Origin of the sequence: Sorangium sp. So ce204, from assembly GCF_051526795.1 — a bacterium.
GTDB lineage: Bacteria > Myxococcota_A > Polyangia > Polyangiales > Polyangiaceae > Sorangium > Sorangium cellulosum_B.
The window spans coordinates 12,600,962-12,620,357 of sequence record NZ_CP150317.1 but is presented as its reverse complement, the minus strand read 5'-3'; the positions used below and the strand labels follow the sequence as shown (position 1 = coordinate 12,620,357).

Genomic DNA, 19,396 nt, shown 5'->3' with positions numbered 1-19,396 from the left:
GGCGCAGGTCGCTCGACGCGCGATCCTCAGCGCTGGCGGATCGCCGGGATGGCGCGGAGGAGCTGCTGGTACCCGACGGCGAGCGCGAAGTCGCTCCCGCGGGTGGGATCGGAGGGCATGTCGCCCTCGGGGCCGGCCCCCGCGGCCGTCTCGGCGCGCTTCTCCACGAGCACGGCCCTCGGCGAACGGTCGCCGATCGCCCCTTCGGCGGGGAGGTGTCCCTCGAGGTCCTGCTCGCGGAGGATGGCGGCCGGGGCCTGCTGCGCCGCGCTCTCGATGACGACATCCGGCCGGATGCCCTGGGCCTGGATCGAGCGCCCGTTCGGCGTGTAGTAGCGCATCGTCGTGAGCCTGACCCCGGCGCCGCCGGGCAGCTCGTAGATCGTCTGCACCGACCCCTTGCCGAAGGTCCTCGCGCCGACGAGCACGGCGCGCCCGCTGTCCTGCAGGGCGCCCGCGACGAGCTCGGCGGCGCTCGCGGAGTACTCGTTCACGAGCGCGACGATGGGCAGCGAGGCGAACGCGCCGCCGTCGTGCGCCTTCGCCTCGTCGACGACCTGGTTGCGCTGGCGCGTCGAGTAGATCGTCCCCGAGGAGAGGAGCTCGTCGGCCACGGCCTCGGCCTCGTTGACGAGGCCTCCGGGGTTGTTGCGCAGGTCCAGGATGACGCCGGCCAGCGGCGCCTTCGATGCGGCGCGCAGCTTCGCCGCGGCGCGGAGCATCTCTTCGTGGGTGCCTTCCTGGAACTGCTTCACGCGGACGTACGCGATGTCCCGGTCGAGGCGCTTCGCCGCGACGCTCGTGACGTGGATCTGCTCCCGCGTGAGGTCGAACGAGAGGGGCTCGGGCGCGCCCTGCCGGCGGATCGTGAGCTTCACCCGGGAGCCGGGCGCCCCGCGCATGATCTTCACGAGCTTGTCGAGGCGCTCGCCGCGGACGGGGCGGCCGTCGATCGCGAGGATCTGATCGCCGGGGCGGATGCCCGCCCGCGCCGCCGGCGAGCCCTCGATCGGCGCGATGACGGTGATGTTGTCGTCCTTGGCGTCGACCTCGATGCCGACGCCGCCGAACGTCCCCCCCGTCTCTTCCTGGAACTGGGCGAACTCCGAGGAGTTCATGTACGCCGAGTGCGGGTCGAGCTCCGCGACCATCCCCTTGATGGCGCCGTCGAGGATCTTGCTGCGCTGCGCCGGCTCGACGTAGTTGTTCTCGACGAGCACGAGCACGCGCGCGAGCTGATCGAGCGGAGCGTAGGGGCTCTGCGCCTGTGTGCTCGCGCCCGCGAGGTGGGAAGTCGCCGCCCCTCCTGCGAAGGCCGCAGCGATGAGCCCCAGGGTGCGCATCCAGCTCGAGAAGCGTTGCATCCGCCGACCATAGCAGCGGAACGGGCGGCGGCGCCGTGCGCCGGCGACGGCCGCGCTCGTTCTCACGCCTGCGCGGCGCGCGTTCTCACGCCTGCGCGGCGCTCGTTCTCACGCCTGCGCGGCGCTCGTTCTCACGCCTGCGCGGCGCTCGTTCTCACGCCTGCGCGGCGCTCGTTCTCACGCCTGCGCGGCGCTCGTTCTCACGCCTGCGCGGCGCTCGTTCTCACGCCTGCGCGGCGCTCGTTCTCACGCCTGCGCGGCGCGCGGTGGGCCGGGCGACGCCGCGCAGGCTTTCGAAGTGCCAGCGCGGGCGTATCGCCCGCCGGTCGACGAGGTCATCACGGCGCCCAAGCTCCGGGCGCATGGTTTGTCCTAAGAGGAGTGTTCGGCTATCTTCGCGCGCCTGAACGTGGAACTTGCCTCCTCATCGCCCGGCTTCGCGCTCGCGAAGCGGGGCTCGCCGCGAGGGGCTTCTCTCGCCGAGACGGTCGGGGGCCGTCGCGAGGAGGTGTCCGCGGCTGCGCTGTCGTCCGTGCGCGGGAGACAACTCGCACCCCGAGGCGGCTAGGATGGCCAAACCCACCGATCGTGAGCTCGTCGATCAAGCCCGGAGCGGAGACGCCCAGGCGTTCGGGGTGCTGGTTCGTCGATATCAGAAGCGCATCTTCCGGCTGGCGTTCCACCTTGTCCGCTCGGGCGCGGAGGCAGAGGACGTGACGCAGGAGACCTTCGTCCGGGCCTACCAGGCGCTCGACCGGTTCGATGGCCGGAGCGAGCCGTTCACCTGGCTCTACCGGATCGCCGTGAACCTCTCGCTCAACATGATCCGGGCCCGCAAGCCGAGCAAGAACTCGACCCCCGCGGACGATCCGCGCATCGAGGCGCTGCTGCTCGAGACGCGCCCGAGCCACGGCGTCGATCCGGCCGCGTCGACCCAGCGGCGCGAGCTCGCGGCCGCGCTCTGCGACGGCATCGACGCGCTCTCGGACACGCTGCGGACGACGCTCATCCTCGTGTGCATCGACGGCGTGCCCCACGAAGATGCCTCCAGGATCCTGGGTTGTCCGGAAGGAACAGTCGCCTGGCGCGTCCACGAGGCGCGCCGCAAGCTCCGTGCATACCTCGCGGAGCGCGGTTTCGGAGGGGACGCCGAATGAACGTCACCGACAAGCTCGACCTCGACGGGATGCTCAACGATTGGCCTGCCCCCGCGCCCTCGACGAACGACGAGGAGGCGTGGGAGACGCGGGCCGCTCACATCGTCGAGGCCGCCATCTCCCGGCGCTCGGAGGACACCGCGGCGGCAGCCGACCTGCTCGCCCCCCCCGACCTCACCGCAGCGCCAGGCGAGGAGCAGGCAGAGGACGCTTCGCGCGAAGCACGCGCGTCAGGAGAACGCAGCACCATGGGGGACGGATCACAAGCAGCCAGGGCCTCGAAGCCTGAGAGCCTGTCGGGCGGCACCTTGTCGCGGCCGCCGGAGAAGAGGCGCCAGTCGCTGAAGGAGATCGCCGAGCGGGTCAGCCAGGCGCCGGGTCGCGCGAGCGGCATACCCGCGATGAGCGGCGCTGCGCTCTCGACCCCGCTGCCGGCTTCGGGACGCAGCTCGGCGCCGCCAGGGCGTGTGTCCCCGCTGCCGGGGCGCGGCTCGCTCTCCGGCGGCTCCCGCGCGTCGTCGCCGTCCCTGCGGCCGGCGGAGGGGGTGCCCGAGGACTCCGGGGTCATCGATCTGAACCGGCTCAACGCGTCGGCGCCCTCGGAGGTGGAGGCCTCCGAAACGGCGCGGCACGGCGCGACGGCTCGGTTCGAGGACGCGAAGGCGGCGGCGGTCATGCCGGTGGCGGCGCGCCGCGCCCCGTCCGCGCCCGTGGCCGCGGCTCCAGCGAAGAAGCGATCTGGCGGGATGATCGCCGGTGTGGCCGTCACGGCCCTGGGGCTGGCGGCGGCGATCGCGGTCATGGTGAAGACGACAGCGCCGCCGCAGCAGGAGATCGTGGCGACCGCGGCGCCCGCGCCGACCACCGTCGCGGCGCCCGCCGCGCCGCGCGGCGACACGCGGGTGGAGCCGGCGGCTCCGGTCGCTGCGGCGCCGGAGGAGCGCGCGGTGGTCGAGCAGCCTGTGCAAGCGGAGGAGAAGCTCGTCGCGGCGCCCAAGGCGCACGCCGCTCCCGCCGGCGGCGGAGCTCCTGCGCCGGCGGCCGTCGAGGCGCCGGCCACGCCTGTCGCGTCGCCGAAGCCCGAGCAGGGAAAGACGGCGGCTGCGCCGGTGGCGGCTGGCAAGCCGGGGGACCTCCCCTCGGCCATGCAGGCGGCCGTGGGCGACGATGCGGAGCGGCAGCCCTCGGTCGTCTCGGAGGCGCCGGTGCCGGCGTCGGGTCCGCTCCGGCAGCAGAACATCCCCGAGCAGCCGTCGCAGGGCTCGGTGCAGGCCGCGCTCGGCTCGGTCATGGGCAGCGCCAAGGCGTGCGTCGCGGGCGCGAACGACGTGTCGCGCGCGCAGATCACGTTCTCGTCGACAGGCCAGGTGAGCAAGGTCAGCGTCAGCGGGTGGGCGGCGTCGAACGGCCAGTCGAGCTGCGTGCAGTCCGCGCTCAAGGGCGCCAACGTGGGTCCTTTCTCCAAGCCGTCCTTCTCGGTCAGCGCGACGATCCGGCCCTAGCCCTGACCACGCACCCGCACGCCGACGCGCCCTCGCGGAGGGCAGAAAACCTCCCGGTTGACACAGCCCCCCCCGTGGGTAGAATGCGCGCCCCCATGGTTTCCGCGACTCAGCAAACCCAGCGCATCCGCCGGCGCAAGGCGCGCACGGCGGGTACCCGCCGCAAGCGCTTCGAGCGCGCACACGGCACCCCCGCGTTCCCGATCCATCCGGCGGGTTACGACCAGAACGCGCCGGACGCCCTGCGCGCTGCCACGCCCGCCGAGGCGCAGGCGAAGAAGTAGGAGAGCTTTTCTCATGGCCAATCACGCATCTGCCGACAAGCGCAACCGCCAGCGCATCACGAGGACCGCGCGCAATCGCGCCATCAAGTCGGAGCTCCGCACGACCGTCAAGAAGGCGCGCACCGCGCTGAAGGGCGTTCCGCAAGAGTCCGCTGCGCCGGTGACCACCGCGGTGAGCGCGCTCGATCGTGCCGCGTCGAAGGGGACGATCCCCGCCAAGCGCGCGTCGCGCGTGAAGAGCCGCCTCGCCCTCGCCCTTCACAAGGCGAGCGTCGCTGCCAAGACCGCCGCGAGCTGAGAACACCCCTTCCGCACGTACGCCCCGCTCACCGCAAGGTGCAGCGGGCGTCGTCGTTTTGTCTCCCCGCAACACCGTAGCCCCCCGTTGCAGTAGACCCTCGCTGCCGTCCCGCCGCCGCCGTCACAGCCCCGGAGAGCGCGCCTCTTCTCTCCGCCCCTCTCTCCTCTCCCTCCATGACGCCAGCGGGCGGGCACCCGCACAGGAGACGGGTCCAGCTCGGCGTTTTCGGCGCGGAAGCGTACTCCGGTACGCTGAGCACCGAAAACGCCGAGATGGGCCCGTCTCCGAAGCGGGTGCCCGCCCCTTCAATGAGCGTCGGCCCAGGTGGGTCCGTGGCCGACGTCGACGACGAGCGGGACGTCGAGCGGGAAGACTGACTCCATGGCCTCCCGCACCTTCGCCTTGGCCTCGTCCACGGCCTCGGCCGGCACCTCGAACGCGAGCTCGTCGTGCACCGTGAGCACCATGCGCGCGCCAGGCACGACGGGGCGCGGGACGCGCACCATCGCGAGCTTCAGGAGATCCGCCGCCGTCCCCTGGATGGGGGTGTTCTGCGCGATGCGCTCCGCCTGAGCGCGGCGCATGCGGTCGCTGCTGCGCAGATCCGGGAGCAAGCGGCGCCGGCCGAGCAGCGTCCGCACCGACTCGGAGCGCTTCGCCTCGGCCATCGTCCCCTCCATGAACTCGTGCACGCCCCGGTAGCGCGCGAAGTAGGCGTCGATGAAGCGCGCCGCCTCCGCCCGCGAGATGTCGAGCCGCTTGGCGAGCGCCGACTCGCCCATGCCGTAGATCACGCCGAAGTTGATCGTCTTGCTCCGGCGGCGCATCTCGGCGGTGACCCCCGCCTGGTCCACGCCGAAGATCTCCATGGCCGTGCGCACGTGCACGTCCTGCCCGGTGCGGAAGGCGTCGACGAGCACCGGGTCCTTCGAGAGGTGCGCGAGGACGCGCAGCTCGATCTGGGAGTAGTCGGCGCTCACGATCACGCTCCCGGGCGGCGCCACGAACGCGCGCCGGATCATCCGGCCGAGCTCCGTGCGGATCGGGATGTTCTGCAGGTTCGGGTCCTGCGACGAGAGCCGCCCTGTCGCGGCCACGGCCTGGCCCCAGCGCGTGTGGATCCGGCCCGTGCCCGGGTGCACGAGGCGCGGCAGCGCGTCGACGTACGTGCCCTTGAGCTTGGCGATGGCGCGGTGCTCGAGGACCACCCCGGGGAACGGGTGCTCCTCCGAGAGCGCCTCGAGCACGTCGGCGTCGGTCGAGCGGCCGGTCTTCGTCTTGCGCTGGGAGCGCAGCTTGAGCTCGTCGAACAGGACCGCCTCGAGCTGCTTCGGCGACGCCAGGTTGATGTCGTGCCCCACGATCTCGCGCGCCTTCTGCTCCAGCGCGGCGAGCTCGGTCGTCATCTGCGCGCCGAGCTGCGCGAGCGCCTGCGGATCGACGAGGACGCCCGTGAGCTCCATCTCCGCGAGCACGGCGGAGAGGGGCAGCTCGATCTGCACGAGCAGGTCCTCGAGCTTCTCGGCGCGGAGCCGCGGGCGCAGCCGGTCGGTGAGCGACAGCGCGACGTCGGCGAACGCGGCCCCGTAGCTCGACGCCTCGCCGAGCTCGATCTCGTCGAGGGCGCGCTGCGCCTGGCCGCGGCGCTTCGGGGCCACCTCGTCGAGGGTCTGCATCTTGGCGCCGAGCTCGCGCTCGGCGAGCTCGTGGAGCTGGTTCTTCGCCTCGGGATCGAGCAGGTAGCTCGCCAGCATCGTGTCGAAGGAGACGCCCACGAGCCCGATGCGGTGCCGCAGGAGGATCACCTCGCAGAACTTGACGTCGTGGCCGACCTTCGGGAGCTCGGGGTCGGCGAGCAGCGGGCCCATCACCGCGTCGATGTCGCTCATCGAGAGCTGGGCCGGCGCGCCGAGGTAGCGGTGGCCCAGCGGGACGTACACGGCCTGCCCCGGCTCGCAGGCGAGCGCGACGCCGCAGACGTGGGCGCTCATCGGCTCGCGGCTCGTCGCGAGCACGTCGAGGGCGAGGCGGCCGGCCGCGCGCGCCGACCTGGCGAAGGCCTCGAGCTCCTCGCGCGTCGTCAGGACCCGGTAGGTCGCCGCGCGCGCGGTCGGCTCGGGGGCGCGGACCGCCTTCAGGAAGCGCGAGAAGCCGAGCTCGGTGAAGAGCTCGCGGAGCCTGCCGGTGTCCGCGCCGCCGTAGCGCAGCGTCTCGAGGTCGAGCGACACGGGCGCGCCGCCGTCGAGCGTCACGAGCTTCTGCGAGAGGCGCGCGTCGGCCTCGTTCTGCTGGAGCGACTCCCGGATGCGGGGCTTCTTGACCTCGCCGATGCGCTCGTAGATCGCCGAGAGCGAGCCGAACTGCGCGAGCAGCTCGGCGGCCGTCTTCAGGCCCACGCCGGGGACGCCAGGGACGTTGTCCGAGGTGTCGCCGACGAGCGCGAGCAGGTCGCGCACCTGCTCCGGCGGCACCCCGAACTTCGCGATGACCTCGGGGTGCCCGTAGACCTTGTCGCGCATCGCGTCCCAGAGCATCACCTGCTCGCCGTCGACGAGCTGCATCAGATCCTTGTCGCTCGACGCGATGACGACGCGCAGCCCCCGCTCCCTGGCCCGCGCGACGGCGACGGCGACGAGATCGTCCGCCTCGAGGCCCTCCTGGATGAAGATCGGGATGCGGTACGCCTCGACGATCTCCCGGCACCGGCTCATCTGCACCCCGAGGTCGGGCGGCGGCGGCGGCCGGTGCGCCTTGTAGCGGGGGTCGAGCTCGTCGCGGAACGTCTTGCCCGGCGAGTCCATCGCCACGCCCAGGTACGCGGGCTTCCGCTCCTCCACGAGCTTCGTGAGCATCGCGACGGTGCCGTACGTCGCGTGGGTCGGCTCGCCGCTCGGGCTCGAGAGCGGGCTGATCGCGTGGTAGGCGCGGAAGACGTAGCCCGACAGGTCGACGAGGTAGAGGACGTCCGGAGCTCCGGCCGGGGGAAGCGCGGTAGGGCGCGTGGACATGGACCGACCCTTAGCACCTCGGCGCGCGGCCGTTCACCGAACCACGACGTCGCGCCGTATCGTCACGTCGAGGGTGCGCCCTTCCCGCTCCACGCCGACCGAGACGACCGTCCCCGCCGGGCCGCGGAGGCGCTGGATGCAGTCGGTGAGCCCGAGCTCCGTCGTGGGCCGGCCGTCGATGCGGGCGATGACGTCGCCCGCCAGGAGCCCGGCGGACGCCGCGGGCCCTCCCTCGACGACGCCTGCGATGATCACGCGCCCCGAGGCGAGCGAGAGCATCGCGCCGATGCCCGTGAGCTCCTCGCGCGCCCCGCCGTCGTCCAGCTGGCGGAGCTCGACGTCGACGCGCGTCGACTGCGCGCCGCGCGCGTCGAGGCCGGACACGATCTTGGCCATGTACTGCTGGTGGCGCACGCGCACCGAGAACGGGCCGCTGGCCGGCACCCCTTCGAGCTCGTAGTCGCCGTTCGCGTCGGTGAGCGCGAGCGAGATCGCGTTCGCGCCCGACGAGGTCGCGGAGTCGAGCTCGACCTGGGCCTCGACGACCGGCGCGCGCGACGCGGCGTCGACGACCCTGCCCCTCAGCGTCGCGCCCTGCGCCAGCACGATCCGCACGCGTTCGGCGGCGCGGCCCGCCTCGACGTCGACGGGCCGGCTCCGCGCAGGCGGGCGTCCGGCCGAGCTCGCCGTCAGCACGTAGCGGCCCGGGGCGAGCGCGTCCCACCGGAACGCGCCGCCCGGATCCGACACCTTGCGCGCGCGGCCGTTCACGCCCGCGTGCGCGCCGGACCCGGCGGGCGTGAACGACTCGATCGCCAGGAGGTACGCCTCGACGGGCCTGCCCGATGGATCCACGACCTCGCCCACGATCGCGCCCGCGGCGAGCAGGCGAAGGACGTTGTCGCGGCCCGCGGCGAGGCGCGTGGGCTCGGCGTCGCCGTACGGAGGCTGCGCGGCGGTGGCGGTACAGCCGTCGGCCTCGGGCGGCAGCTCGAAGCGCCCCTCGCCGTCGGCGCTGGCCGATGCGCCCGGCGGTTCGCGGCAGCTGACCATGGCGCCAGCGCTGGGGTGGCCCTCCGGATCCAGCACGACGCCGCGGACCGGCCCCACGCTCGCGGCCGTGACCTCGCGCGGCGGCGGTGGGGGCGCTGGCGGCGCGGGCGGTGCCGGCGGCGCCTCGACCTCGCGCGGCGCCGTGAGCTCCGGCTGCGGTGGAGGGAGCAGCGCGGCGGCCGGCTCGCGCCGGAGCGGCATCACGGGGCTGGGGCGCGGCAGGAGCAGCCAGACGAGGAGCGGCATGACCAGCAGCGCGACGGAGAGCAGCGCGGCGGAGAGCCAGGCCCTCCGCTGCGCGCCTGCCGTCCGGATGTCCGCCATGCCATCCTCCGCCGCCGGTTCACCGGCCGGCGTCGGCCTCGTTCGCCGGGCCCTCGCCCGCGCCTCGAGGGGCCGCGCTCGGGTCGGCCGTCCCGTCCGGCGACGCCTCGTCCGAGGGACCGAGCGCGGGGCCCCGTGGCTCGGCGGGCCACGGCGTCTCGCTGGAGGAGCCGCCGCACGCCCCGAGGAGCAGCATGAAAGGTAGGAGCAAGGTGCCGGACCGCATCGCCGGCATCCTAGCTCGTTTTTGCAGGGTGGTCATGGCGGCCGGGCGCGCCGCCCGGCCGTGGAGCGAGCGCGGCAGGCGCCGGCTCAGCGCGTGGACAGGTTGGTCCGGGCGATCCAGAGGCAGGCCGCGGCGTTGACCGCGCACCACACGACGAGGGCCATCCTGCCGAAGGGACCGGCGGCCTCGCCGAGCAGGACGACCGACGTGAGGTAGGCCGCCGTGCCGACGGCGAAGCCCGCGATCGCCGGCCGGAGCCGCTTCACGCCGAAGAAGAGCGCCGTGAGGCCGAGCGGGACGAGCGCGTTGGCGAGCGGCAGCCAGCGGTGGACCGACGCGCCGATCAGCAGGTCGAGGTCGGCGATCGGCCGGGCCAGCACGTCGACGGCGAGCTCCACGCGCGGCAGGAGCCACGGCGCGAAGAAGAACAGCCCCGGCCCCGCCGCGAGCGCCGGCAGGAGGAAGCTCGCCCGCCACGGGCTCGTGGCGGTCGCGTCCTTCTTGCGCGCGCGGCGCGCGACCCACGTCGCGAGCACCAGCAGCGCCAGCAGCCGCACCACGATGTGGCTCTGCGTCACGCGCACGACCGAGCTCGCGGCGTCGAGGATGCCGGCCCCGTAGAGGAGCTTGCCGCCGTCGGACTCGTCGACGACGCGCGCGCCTGCGCGGAGCGCGTCCTCGACTGCGCGCGGGTCCGTCACGCCGAGGCTCACGAGCAGCGCCGCCGCGCCGGCCACGTGGGGCGCGGCCATCGAGGTGCCGCTGTACGCGTAGAAATTCTGGCACTTGTCGCGCCCGCGGTTGCAGATGGTCTGCTGGGTGACGTTCACGCCGGGCGCGGCGACGTCGACGCCCTGGCCGCGCGAGGAGAACCGCGCGATCTTGTCGTTCGCGTCGGTGGCGCTCACGCCGATGACGCCATCGGAGGCGCCGGGGAACTGCACGCGCCCGCCGGTGTTGCCGGCCGCCGCGACGACGACCGCGCCGCGCGCGACCGCGTCGTCGATCGCGCTCTGGAGCACCTTGGAGTTGCGCGGGCCGCCGAGGCTCAGGTTGATGACCTGGGCGCCGTGCTCGGCCGCCCACCGGATGCCGTCGGCCACGTCGGCGGTCGTGCCCCAGCCGCTCTCGTTCAGCACCTTGACCGGCATGAGCCGCGCGTGGAACGCGAGCCCCACGGCGCCGAGGCCGTTGTTGGTCGACTGCGCGATCGTCCCGGCGACGTGCGTGCCGTGCCCCTGGTCGTCGTTCGCGTGGTTCGTCTTGGTGACGAAGTTCCATCCCTCCACGCACTCGGTCGAGGCCAGGTCGGTCCCCTTGGTGAAGGGCCCGTGGTCCTCGCACGCGATGCCCGTATCGACGACGGCGACGGTGACGCCGCGGCCGGAGGCGAAGTCCCACGCGCGCTCGGCGCCCACGCGCGCCATGTGCCACTGGTCCTTCATCAGCGGGTCGTTCGCGACGAACGAGGCGCGCACCCAGGCGAGCGGCTCCGCCGCCTCCACGCGCGGATCGCGCGCGAGCCGCTCCAGCGTCGCGCTGACCGGCCCGTCCACCGTGGCGATCTGGATCCTGGTCTGTGACGTGAGCGCCGTCGGCATCACGCGCAGCGAGAAGTCGCGCACGAGGTCCGCGAGCGAGGCGTCATCGAGGTCGTCGCGCGCGTCGACGACGATCTGCCCGGGGATGTCGTAGCTGGTCTCGTCGAGCTCGGAGGCCAGGCCGTGCAGCGGCTCCCCCGCGGTCGCGACCGGTTCAACAAGGAGGTCCGTGCCGCGCAGCGACGGGCCGACGTCGACGGGCAGCGCGGGGTTGACGTACCCGGGGAGGCGAGGCTCGAGCATCCCTGGCGAGCGCGCCGCGAGGGCGGCCCCGGCGCCTTGGCTGTCCGTCCCGTCGTCGGCCCTGACCGCGCCCGACACGGCGACCAGCGCGGTCGCAGCGAGCAGCGACGTCGCGAGCGCGCGTCCGGTTCGGACATTTGCGGTCCCTGGCCAACGCAGAAGGCGAGACGTGTGCATGCGGGTCTCCTCATCGCCAGGGTAGCGCCGCCGCCCGCGAGCAGCCATCGCTCCAGCATCCTCGCCGCGCCCGTTGCGTCCGTGCGCCAGCCCCCCTCGCCCCCGTCGCCGTGTCCCGATGGCGCCACCCCCAACCACGGACTTCCTGGAACACCGCCCCATCCCCTCAAGCCCGAGCTCGGCTGCCCAAGCTCCCGCTCACCGCTCCTCCTGGCAGAGCCGCCGGTGGAGGGTGGGGCCGCGCGGGAGGGCGGCGGGGGTGGGCCCCACAAACCCGAGCGCCGGCCCGCATCGAAGCGAGTCGCCCCCAGCCCCACCCCACCCTCCTGTGTGGCAGTAGCCCCCAAAAGGCGCGAGTTTGTGGGGGGACCCCCGCCGCCCTCCCGCGCGGCCCCACCCTCCACCGGCGGCCCCCGCGTCTGGGCACGCCCGCCTTCTCGCTCGTGGACCGTTCCCCCGCCCGCCGTTCAGTTCACTTCGGCGTGCCCCAGAGTCCCGCCATCCACGCTTCCACGTCGCTCACGGACCTCGGGATATCGCTCGACAGGTTCCGATACCCCGTCTCCGTGACGAGGATATCGTCCTCGATGCGCACCCCGATCCCGCGGTACCTGGCCGGGACGGTCTCGTCATCGAGCTGGAAATACAGCCCCGGCTCGACCGTGAGCACCATGCCCGCCTTGAGCTTGCCGAACTTGTAGACCTGCTGCCGCGCCTGCGCGCAGTCGTGCACGTCGAGGCCCAGCATGTGGCTCACGTTGTGGAGCGAATACCGCCGGTAGAGCTGCCTGTCCTCCTTGAGCGCCTCCTCGGCGGAGACGTGGAGGATGCCGAGCCGCTCGAGCCCCCGGGCGAGCACCCGCATCGCCGCCCGGTTCGGCTCCATGAAGTCGTTGCCCGGCTTCACCTCGCGGATCGCCGCCTCCTGCGCCTCGAGCACGAGCTCGTAGATCTCGCGCTGCTCCCTGGAGAACGTCCCGTTGATCGGCAGGGTCCGGGTGATGTCGGCCGTGTAGAGCGCGTTGCCCTCGACGCCGGCGTCGACCAGGAGGAGCTTGCCCGCCTCCAGCGCGCCGTCGTTCCTCGTCCAGTGCAGGATGCACGCGTGGTGGCCCGACGCGGCGATGGTCCCGTAACCGACGTCGTTGCCCTCGACCCGGGCGCGCAGGTTGAAGGTGCCCTCCACCTCCCGCTCGCTCCGCGCGCGGGGGAGCGCGCGGATGACGTCCTCGAAGCCCCGCTTCGTCGACGCGACGACCGCCTCGAGCTCCTGCACCTCGAGGGCGTCCTTGACGAGGCGTACCTCCGAGAGCGCCTCGCCGAGCTGCTTGTCGCGATCGTGCCGGGCGAGGAGCTTGTCGACGCGCTCGGACATGCCGCGGAGCACGCGGTGGGGGCGCGTCACCGTGCCGACGAGGCCGCTCAGGTACGCGTCCAGCTCGGGGAGCCCCCGGCACTCGTCGACGCCGAAGTGCGCGCGGCTCTGCTCGACGCCGAGGCGGGGGCCGACCCAGAGCTCGCCCTTGGCGCGATCGGTGAAGAACGTCTTGTCGCTGCGCCCGGGGTTCGGCTCGACGAAGAGGATGTCCCGGTGCCCGCCCCCCTCCTGCGGCTGCAGCACGAGCACGCAGTCAGGCTCGAGGTTGCCCGTCAGGTAGAAGAAGTCCGAGCCTGGGCGAAAGCGGTAGTGCGTGTCGTTGGAGCGCACCTTCTCGTGCCCGGTGGGGATGATGAGCGTCTCCGCCGGGAAGAGCTTCGACAGGGCGCGGCGGCGGGCAGCGAACACCTCCGCGTGCGCGATCGCCTGCGGGAGCTCACCGGACGCCGGCGCCCAGCGCTCCAGCATGAACGCGACGAGCGCCTCCGGCAGCGTCGAGTCGTGGCTCGCCGGCTTGGCCTCCGCGCCGGGAGCCGCAGCCGCGGCCGCCTCGGCCGGGGCGCCGCCGGCGGGCGCGCTGTGGGCAGGATCTGCCTGGAGGGGAGCGGCGCTGGTCTCGGGCGTGTGGCTCATGAGGCTCGAACTATGGGTCGATCAGGTGAGGTCGTTCAAGCCAAAGCGCGCGCCCGTTCACGCTGGGGCGGATCGACCCGTGCGAGAAGGCGGCGCGTCACGCGACCGAGACGCCGCCGTCGACCGCGAGGATCTGGCCGGTGATGAAGTCGTTTTCAGCAAGGAACACCACGGCGCGGGCGACGTCTTCCGCCTCGCCGATGCGCTGGAGCGGGATGCGCTCGCGGAGGCGAGCGAGCGTGGCCTCGTCGTAGGAGGACGGCGGCAGCACCGTCCCGGGTGAGACGCCGTTCACGCGCACCTCCGGCGCCAGCCCCACGGCGAGGCCGCGGACCAGGTGCGCGAGCGCGGCCTTCGACACGGAGTACGGAATGTAATTTTTCCAGGGGCGCTCGGCGCTCACGCAGACCATCGCGACCACGCTGCCGCGGCAGGCGCGGAGCGCCGGGGCGAGCTCGAGCGTGAGCAGGTACGGCGCGGTCGCGTTGAGCGCCATGGCGCGATCCCACGCGTCGGCGGAGAGCTCGGCCGGCGGGACCCGATCGAAGTTCGCCGCGTTGTGGACGAGGAGGTCGAGCCGGCCAGACGACCAGTCGAGCACCGCGCGGGCGAGCGCGGCGAGCGCCCCCCGGTCGTGGAGGTCCGCCTGGAACGCGGCGGCGCGGCGGCCGAGGGAGCGCGCCTCGTCGACGACGACCTCCGCGCCGGCGGCGCTCGTGGCGTAGTGGACGGCCAGGTCGGCGCCGGCGGCCGCGAGCGCGCGGGCCGTCGCGGCGCCGAGGCGGGTGCCGGCGCCGGTCACGAGGGCGATACGGCCGGTCAGGGGAGCATGGGGCATGGGGAGCTGTGTAGTCGATGCGGGGCCCCGCGCGTCGAGTCGGTCTACGTTCGCACGCCGCACGCCGCACGCCGCACGTCGCGCGCCGCACGCCGCGCGCCGCCGTTTTTTTCGCCCACGCCGCGCGCCATGGCACGCTGGACCGGCTTTGCCGACGCCTCCGACACGCCGAGCAGCCGCACAGGAACGCTCCCTGGAGCCGCCGCGCCGCCTGCGCGCCCTCGCCGCGGCGCTGCTTTGCGCGGCTGGATGCAGGGAGCGGCTCGAGTCGATCGATCTGCCCAGCATCGGCCTTCCGGGCCTCGATCCGCCCGGCGCGAGCGCCCCCGCGGCGCCGGCGAGCGCCGCGCCGCGGGCCCCGAGCGCGCCGCGCGCCGCCGGGACAGCGAGCGCCGCGCCGCGCGCCGCCGCGCCGGCGACCCGACCCGAGTGCGACGAGCTGCCGTCGGAGGAAGAGGAGCGGCGCGCGCAGCTGCCGCCCCTGACGGCGCTCGGGAAGGCCGTGCCGACGGAGCCGTGGGCCCCGCCGCCGTACGAGGTGCTCCCGGGCGTGACGCTCCCGGCGAAGATCGCCGCGAAGGTCGAGCAGATCGACCAGGGCTACGCGCGACGCACGCGCGAGCACCTCGTGATCACGAGCGGGACACGCGACGCGAACCGCCAGGCCAGGGCGATGTTCACGAAGCTCAGGCTCGGCGAGGACCTCCTCCAGCTCTACCGCAACAAGGCGGCTGTCCAGGAGATCAAGAAGGCTTATAAGGCGAACTCCCGCAAGCGGCCGGAGCAGGTGGTGGCCGCCATGGAGGCCGTCATCCAGGGCCAGATCGACCGGGGGATCTACGTCTCCGCGCACCTGCGCAAAGGCGCCGTCGACGTGCGCAACAGGACCATGTCGCCCAAGGAAAAGCGCGCGTTCCTCGAGAGCACCGCGGAGGTCGGGGGCGTCCTGGTGATCGAGGAGACGACGCCCGCGCACTACCACCTGCAGATCGATTGACGGGCGCGCTCAGGTCCATGGCGTCCCGCCGGCCGCCGGGCGTCAGGGCATGTGCAGCGGCGCGCCAACGCTCGGCACGCGGCGCAGGCGCAGCGAGAGCGCGATGAGCATCGCTCCCTCGGCGATCGCGAACGCTCCGATGAACCAGACGAGCGCCAGCACGCCGGCCGCCGGGAGCGCCACCATCATGACGCCGAAGATCAAGAAGGCGGCGCCGCTCAGCCCGAGCCAGATCTCGTTGTCGATCACGTGCCGGAGCTTCACCGCGCTGACGATCTTGAAGATGCCCATCACGATGGCCCACGCGGCGACCACGCCGTAGAGCGTGAGCGCAGTGATCATGGGCCGCCAGAACGTCAGCACCGCGATCCCGACGCCGAAGATGCCCTCGACCACGGAATACACGCCGCCGCGGCCGCTGATCGCGGACGCGAACGCGGCGCAGCCGTCGAACAGCGCCCACACGCCGAACAGCAGCACGAGCGTGGCGAGCGATGGGATCGGCCACACGAAGAACAAGATCCCGAACAGGATCCCGACCACGCCCCTCAGGGCCAGCAGCCACCAGTACCGTCCCAGCGATTCCATGCCTCACCCCCTTCTCTGGAATCCACGTCGCGCACACCCGGCGGACGCGCGCGGCCTGAGCGGCACGGCGTCTCCGCCGCGCGCGCGGCGGAGACGCTGTGCCGCTCATGCCCGCGCGGCGTCACACTGCCCGGGCTGGATGCACGTCCCCTGCCCGACAGCGGCGAGCGAGCTGCTCAGCAGCCGCGAGCAGGCGGGCCCATCGAAGGTCGAGCGCTGGGAGGTGTCACGGGCGGGCCTCGCGGCGCGCGAGGTTCACAGGCCGGCGATCGGCTTGCCCGCCGGGTCGCCGTACTCCGACAGCTCGACGCCGAAGTAGTTAATGATGGAGCAATGGAGCGCGCCTGTCGGGGGCTTGTTGGCCTTGATGGCGCGGCCTGTCTGGAACCCCCCCACGTGGCCGGCGAGCATGATGGGCATGTTGGTCCGACCGTGGGAGTCCCCGTCGCCGTTCTCTGACGTGTAGAGCACGAGCGACTCGTCGAGCAGGTTGCCCGTCGCCGTCTGGGCGGCCTTCATCGCGTTGAGCAGGTAGGCGAAGCGGCGCACCTTGAACCGCGAGGTCTGGACGACGCGGGCGTTCGCGATGCGCATCGCCTCCGCCTGCGGCAGCCCGTCGAGATCGGTCGCGCGGTCGCGATCGCCGAGCTTGTGCGAGATGAAGTGGTCGCTCCAGTCCCCCACGCCGTCGGGCAGATCGTACCCGGCGAAGTCGAGGCCCCAGCTGTTCGAGTACTGCAGGACGAGCACCCGCGTCAGGTCGCAGGTGAGGGCGAGGAGCCCGAGATCGATCATCTGCTTGAACTTGCCGTGCAAGCTCTGCCCCTTCGTGGGCGCGCCGGGGACGGTGCAGCCCGCCTGCGTCGTGGACTGGATCTGCTTCTCCAGCTCGAACACCGACTCGAGGTGCTGCTCCACGCGCGCCCGGTCCGCCGCGCCGAGGCGCAGGTTCAGGCGCCTCGCGTCCTCTCGCACCCAGTCGAGGACGCTGGCGCGGCGCCGCCGGATGTCGTCCATCTCCTCGCTGGGGTTGCCCATGTTGCTGAAGAGCGTGTCGAACACCTTCGCCGGATCGCGGAACGCATCCTCGACCTGACCGCCGTCCCTGAACGAGATGAAGCCCTGCGTGACCGCCGTGTCGCCCGTGGGGGACAGGTTGAGGCTGCGGAACGGGGTCTCGGCCGCGATGTGGTTGGCGAGGTACTGGTCGAGCGTGGCCTTGCGCGGGACGGCCGTCCCGCCGCCGTCGGAGTGGGCGCACAGCGCCATGGCCGGGCTGTGGATGTCGGAGCAGATCACCTGGTGGTCGACCCCGGACACCATGGTGACGTCGCGCCAGATCGCGTCCCCCGCCGGCCACTCGCGCTCGGCGTCGAAGCCGTTCATGTCGACGAGGCACGGCGGCAGCCCCTCCGCCGAGAGCGGCCCCTCCGTCTTCGGGTGCCACGCCCCGGGATCCGTGCCGTTCGGGACGAAGAACGCCACGAAGCGCTTCGGATCCGCCGGCGCGGCGCTGGCGCGCTGGGGCCGCATCACGTCGAGGAACGGCAGGGCGACCGCGACACCCGCCCCGCGGAGCAGAGCTCTTCTCGAGATCTTCACTGGCGACACTCCTCTTCCGTCGGTCGAACCGTGTGCGAAAAGCTCACTTTGGCGCCCTCCGCAGCCGGAACTCCGGCGAGCGCACGATGGCGGTCAGGAAGGAGCGGAACCGGTTGCCGTCCTGCGTGAAGCTCCCCGCGGAGGCGTCGATCGCGCAGCGGTCCTCGGCCGCCGGCTCGCGCCCCTGGGTGTAGATGAACAGCTTCTCCGCGACGCAGGCGGCCAGATCGGGGCTGCGCCGCAGCTCCGCCGCCAGGGCAGCGAGCGAGTCGAACGACTCGCTTTCCGCGCCCTCCAGGCGCGGCTCCAGCCCGAACTCGTCGATACCGATGCTCCCATCGTACTTCCCCAGCTTGTCGTACTGGGCAAAGCCGACGCCGATGGGATCGATGAGCGCATGGCAGCCGGCGCACCCTTCCTGGGTGTTGCGCTTCTGGAGGACCTCGAGATAGGTCAGGCCCGAGAGCTCGCTCTCCAGCTGCTCGAGCAGCCCCGCGGGGATCGAGATCTTCTCGCAGAGGAAGGCCGCCCGGAGCCACTGGCCGCGCACGGCGATGAGATCACCGTCGTTCTTGGCGCTGATGAGGCTCGCGTGCGTGAGCAGCCCCGTGTTCGCCCGGTGGTGGCCGGCCGGGAACTCGACGCGGCTCACGCCGTCCCCCGGCACCTCGAGGCCGTAGAACTTGCCGAGCGCCGGGGTGACATACGTGTGGTTCGCGGTGAGCGCGTCGAGGAAGTCGACGTCTGGGGTGAACGCGTGCTCGCCGAGGACGAGCTCGCTCTCGGCGATCATGTCCTCGAGCAGGGCGGGCGTGAACGACGCGTCCGGGTTGACCGGCGCGCGGAGCTGCTCGAAGGTCAGCCACTGCTTGAAGAAGGCGTTAAAGAAGACCTGCGTCCGCTCGTCTTCGACCATCTCCTCCGCGACCGCGCGGAGGCCCTCGTCGCTGTCGAGCTCGCCGGACTCCGCCCGCTCGAGCAGCGCCGCGCTCGGGGACCGGCCCCACAGCGTGAACGACAGGCGCGACGCGAGCTCGAGCGGCGTCAAGGTCGACGTCTCCGAGCCGGCCGAGCCGACCTCGATCCTGAACAGGAAGCTCGGCGAGGTCAGCAGCGCCTCGATGACGAAGCGGAACGCGTCCGCCCTGTCCCTCGCGACCTCGCCCGCCCGCGCGACCAGATCGCTCGCCTCCTCGGCCGAGAGCGGCCTTCGATACGCCAGCTTGCCGAAGCGCTGCACGAAGCGCTCGAGGCAATCGTCGGCCTCCGGCTCGCAGCCGAGCACCGATGCCCGGCGCGCCGCGTCCGCCATGAGCTCCTGCCCGAGCGTCTCCGCGATCGCCAGGTAGGCGCGCAGGTGCTGATCCGACACGTTCTGGAGGGCGGCAATCGTCCGGAAGCCGCCCTGCCCTGTGTCCTCCGGGATGCTGTCGACGGCGGGCGGCTCGTCGAGCTGGAACAGGTCCTGGAGGGTCAGCTGGACCTCGACCCTGGACAGGCGGCGCAGCACGCCGGGGCTCGTTCGGGCCTCGCGGCAGTCGTACGCGGCCGGCTTCCCGGTGGCCGGATCGATGGGCCTGTCGTCGTTGGAGCTGCCCGAGCTGCCCGGGCTCCCATCGCCGAGCTGCCCGGTGCAGGCAGCCGCCGTCAGGCCGACGAGCCCCATCGCGAACATGCCGGCCGCGATGGAACGGCGGAGGAACGGTACCGAGCGATCGGTGTCGGGCGGCGCTGTCTTGCTCATGGAGTGACCAGCCGTTCGGGTGGAATTCACCTGGCCCATGCCGAGGCGTGCCCCGGGCGATGCGCCGCATCGTGGCTAAGGAGAATATTTGAAGCAGAGCGGTACGTGCGCCCCGGCGTCACCTCGGGGCTCGGTCTACAGTATTCCCGACGATCGCTCTTCTGATCCAGGCTTACCCTACTTCCGCCCGCCGACCAACCCCTTCGTCGGTCGCCCGGGGGCGCTCATGCAGAGGCATTCAGGGCAGAAGAAGCATTCCCTCGAATTTCCCGGAGAAATTGAACAGGGAGGCAGGGAGACGGGGAGGAAAAAAATCCCACCGATTTCCCTCCCCGTCGCCCTGCCTCCCTGTTCAATTTTCCGCCCTCCAATGCCA

At 72.5% G+C, this 19,396-nt stretch carries 15 protein-coding genes; 5 read left to right on the top strand and 10 right to left on the bottom strand.

Annotated elements, in window-relative coordinates; genetic code table 11:
- Positions 1-26 precede the first annotated feature (26 nt).
- Entirely contained in the window at positions 27-1,364 is a 1,338-nt protein-coding gene (locus WMF22_RS47745) for a S41 family peptidase (protein ID WP_438034087.1), read from the bottom strand.
- 569 nt (positions 1,365-1,933) lie between these two features.
- Between WMF22_RS47745 and WMF22_RS47740 the strand changes: the two genes are divergently transcribed.
- From WMF22_RS47740 to rpsT, 4 genes are all read left to right on the top strand, one after another.
- Complete coding sequence (locus tag WMF22_RS47740) at positions 1,934-2,521, top strand: RNA polymerase sigma factor (RefSeq protein WP_012241290.1); 588 nt, start codon at positions 1,934-1,936, stop codon at positions 2,519-2,521.
- Positions 2,518-4,023 (top strand): hypothetical protein, encoded by a 1,506-nt coding sequence (locus WMF22_RS47735; RefSeq protein WP_438034086.1) that lies wholly within the window; start codon positions 2,518-2,520, stop codon positions 4,021-4,023. The genes WMF22_RS47740 and WMF22_RS47735 overlap by 4 nt, the downstream gene beginning before the upstream one ends.
- Positions 4,024-4,118: 95 nt before the next feature.
- Positions 4,119-4,307, top strand: a complete 189-nt coding sequence (locus tag WMF22_RS47730; RefSeq protein ID WP_044967265.1) for a hypothetical protein — start codon at positions 4,119-4,121, stop codon at positions 4,305-4,307.
- A 13-nt stretch (positions 4,308-4,320) separates the two neighbouring features.
- The gene (gene rpsT, locus WMF22_RS47725) at positions 4,321-4,605 is read left to right on the top strand and encodes a 30S ribosomal protein S20 (protein ID WP_438034085.1); all 285 of its coding nucleotides are present in this window, start codon (positions 4,321-4,323) and stop codon (positions 4,603-4,605) included.
- A gap of 308 nt (positions 4,606-4,913) precedes the next feature.
- On the opposite strand, the gene polA is transcribed toward rpsT, so the two are convergent.
- From polA to WMF22_RS47695, 6 genes are all read right to left on the bottom strand, one after another.
- A complete protein-coding gene (gene polA, locus WMF22_RS47720; RefSeq protein ID WP_438034084.1) occupies positions 4,914-7,616 on the bottom strand; it encodes a DNA polymerase I in 2,703 nt (900 codons plus the stop codon).
- Between the two features lie 33 nt (positions 7,617-7,649).
- Positions 7,650-8,993 (bottom strand): carboxypeptidase regulatory-like domain-containing protein, encoded by a 1,344-nt coding sequence (locus tag WMF22_RS47715; RefSeq protein WP_438034083.1) that lies wholly within the window; start codon positions 8,991-8,993, stop codon positions 7,650-7,652.
- Between the two features lie 19 nt (positions 8,994-9,012).
- Entirely contained in the window at positions 9,013-9,219 is a 207-nt protein-coding gene (locus WMF22_RS47710; protein WP_437296471.1) for a hypothetical protein, read from the bottom strand.
- A gap of 86 nt (positions 9,220-9,305) precedes the next feature.
- Complete coding sequence (locus WMF22_RS47705; protein ID WP_438034082.1) at positions 9,306-11,240, bottom strand: S8 family serine peptidase; 1,935 nt, start codon at positions 11,238-11,240, stop codon at positions 9,306-9,308.
- A 472-nt stretch (positions 11,241-11,712) separates the two neighbouring features.
- Complete coding sequence (locus tag WMF22_RS47700; RefSeq protein WP_438034081.1) at positions 11,713-13,251, bottom strand: aminopeptidase P family protein; 1,539 nt, start codon at positions 13,249-13,251, stop codon at positions 11,713-11,715.
- 97 nt (positions 13,252-13,348) lie between these two features.
- On the bottom strand, positions 13,349-14,089 hold the full coding sequence (locus tag WMF22_RS47695) for an SDR family oxidoreductase (protein ID WP_012241275.1): 741 nt from the start codon (positions 14,087-14,089) through the stop codon (positions 13,349-13,351).
- 148 nt (positions 14,090-14,237) lie between these two features.
- Here WMF22_RS47695 and WMF22_RS47690 point away from each other — a divergent pair, with 148 nt between their 5' ends.
- Positions 14,238-15,086: a hypothetical protein gene (locus WMF22_RS47690; RefSeq protein WP_437296467.1), complete on the top strand. Its 849-nt coding sequence runs from the start codon at positions 14,238-14,240 to the stop codon at positions 15,084-15,086.
- Between the two features lie 42 nt (positions 15,087-15,128).
- On the opposite strand, the gene WMF22_RS47685 is transcribed toward WMF22_RS47690, so the two are convergent.
- The 3 genes from WMF22_RS47685 to WMF22_RS47675 all read right to left on the bottom strand — a co-directional run bounded on the left by WMF22_RS47685 (position 15,129) and on the right by WMF22_RS47675 (position 19,020).
- The gene (locus WMF22_RS47685) at positions 15,129-15,674 is read right to left on the bottom strand and encodes an HdeD family acid-resistance protein (RefSeq protein ID WP_438034080.1); all 546 of its coding nucleotides are present in this window, start codon (positions 15,672-15,674) and stop codon (positions 15,129-15,131) included.
- Between the two features lie 255 nt (positions 15,675-15,929).
- The gene (locus WMF22_RS47680) at positions 15,930-17,276 is read right to left on the bottom strand and encodes a DUF1552 domain-containing protein (RefSeq protein ID WP_438034079.1); all 1,347 of its coding nucleotides are present in this window, start codon (positions 17,274-17,276) and stop codon (positions 15,930-15,932) included.
- 43 nt (positions 17,277-17,319) lie between these two features.
- A complete protein-coding gene (locus WMF22_RS47675; RefSeq protein ID WP_438034078.1) occupies positions 17,320-19,020 on the bottom strand; it encodes a DUF1592 domain-containing protein in 1,701 nt (566 codons plus the stop codon).
- Positions 19,021-19,396 lie beyond the last annotated feature (376 nt).

Bases quoted from the DNA above. Each gene is read 5' to 3' on its own strand.
- WMF22_RS47745 (WP_438034087.1), bottom strand. From the start codon at position 1,364: ATGCAACGCTTCTCGAGCTGGATGCGCACCCTGGGGCTCATCGCTGCG.
- WMF22_RS47740 (WP_012241290.1), top strand. From the start codon at position 1,934: ATGGCCAAACCCACCGATCGTGAGCTCGTCGATCAAGCCCGGAGCGGA.
- WMF22_RS47735 (WP_438034086.1), top strand. From the start codon at position 2,518: ATGAACGTCACCGACAAGCTCGACCTCGACGGGATGCTCAACGATTGG.
- WMF22_RS47730 (WP_044967265.1), top strand. From the start codon at position 4,119: ATGGTTTCCGCGACTCAGCAAACCCAGCGCATCCGCCGGCGCAAGGCG.
- rpsT (WP_438034085.1), top strand. From the start codon at position 4,321: ATGGCCAATCACGCATCTGCCGACAAGCGCAACCGCCAGCGCATCACG.
- polA (WP_438034084.1), bottom strand. From the start codon at position 7,616: ATGTCCACGCGCCCTACCGCGCTTCCCCCGGCCGGAGCTCCGGACGTC.
- WMF22_RS47715 (WP_438034083.1), bottom strand. From the start codon at position 8,993: ATGGCGGACATCCGGACGGCAGGCGCGCAGCGGAGGGCCTGGCTCTCC.
- WMF22_RS47710 (WP_437296471.1), bottom strand. From the start codon at position 9,219: ATGCGGTCCGGCACCTTGCTCCTACCTTTCATGCTGCTCCTCGGGGCG.
- WMF22_RS47705 (WP_438034082.1), bottom strand. From the start codon at position 11,240: ATGCACACGTCTCGCCTTCTGCGTTGGCCAGGGACCGCAAATGTCCGA.
- WMF22_RS47700 (WP_438034081.1), bottom strand. From the start codon at position 13,251: ATGAGCCACACGCCCGAGACCAGCGCCGCTCCCCTCCAGGCAGATCCT.
- WMF22_RS47695 (WP_012241275.1), bottom strand. From the start codon at position 14,089: ATGCCCCATGCTCCCCTGACCGGCCGTATCGCCCTCGTGACCGGCGCC.
- WMF22_RS47685 (WP_438034080.1), bottom strand. From the start codon at position 15,674: ATGGAATCGCTGGGACGGTACTGGTGGCTGCTGGCCCTGAGGGGCGTG.
- WMF22_RS47675 (WP_438034078.1), bottom strand. From the start codon at position 19,020: ATGAGCAAGACAGCGCCGCCCGACACCGATCGCTCGGTACCGTTCCTC.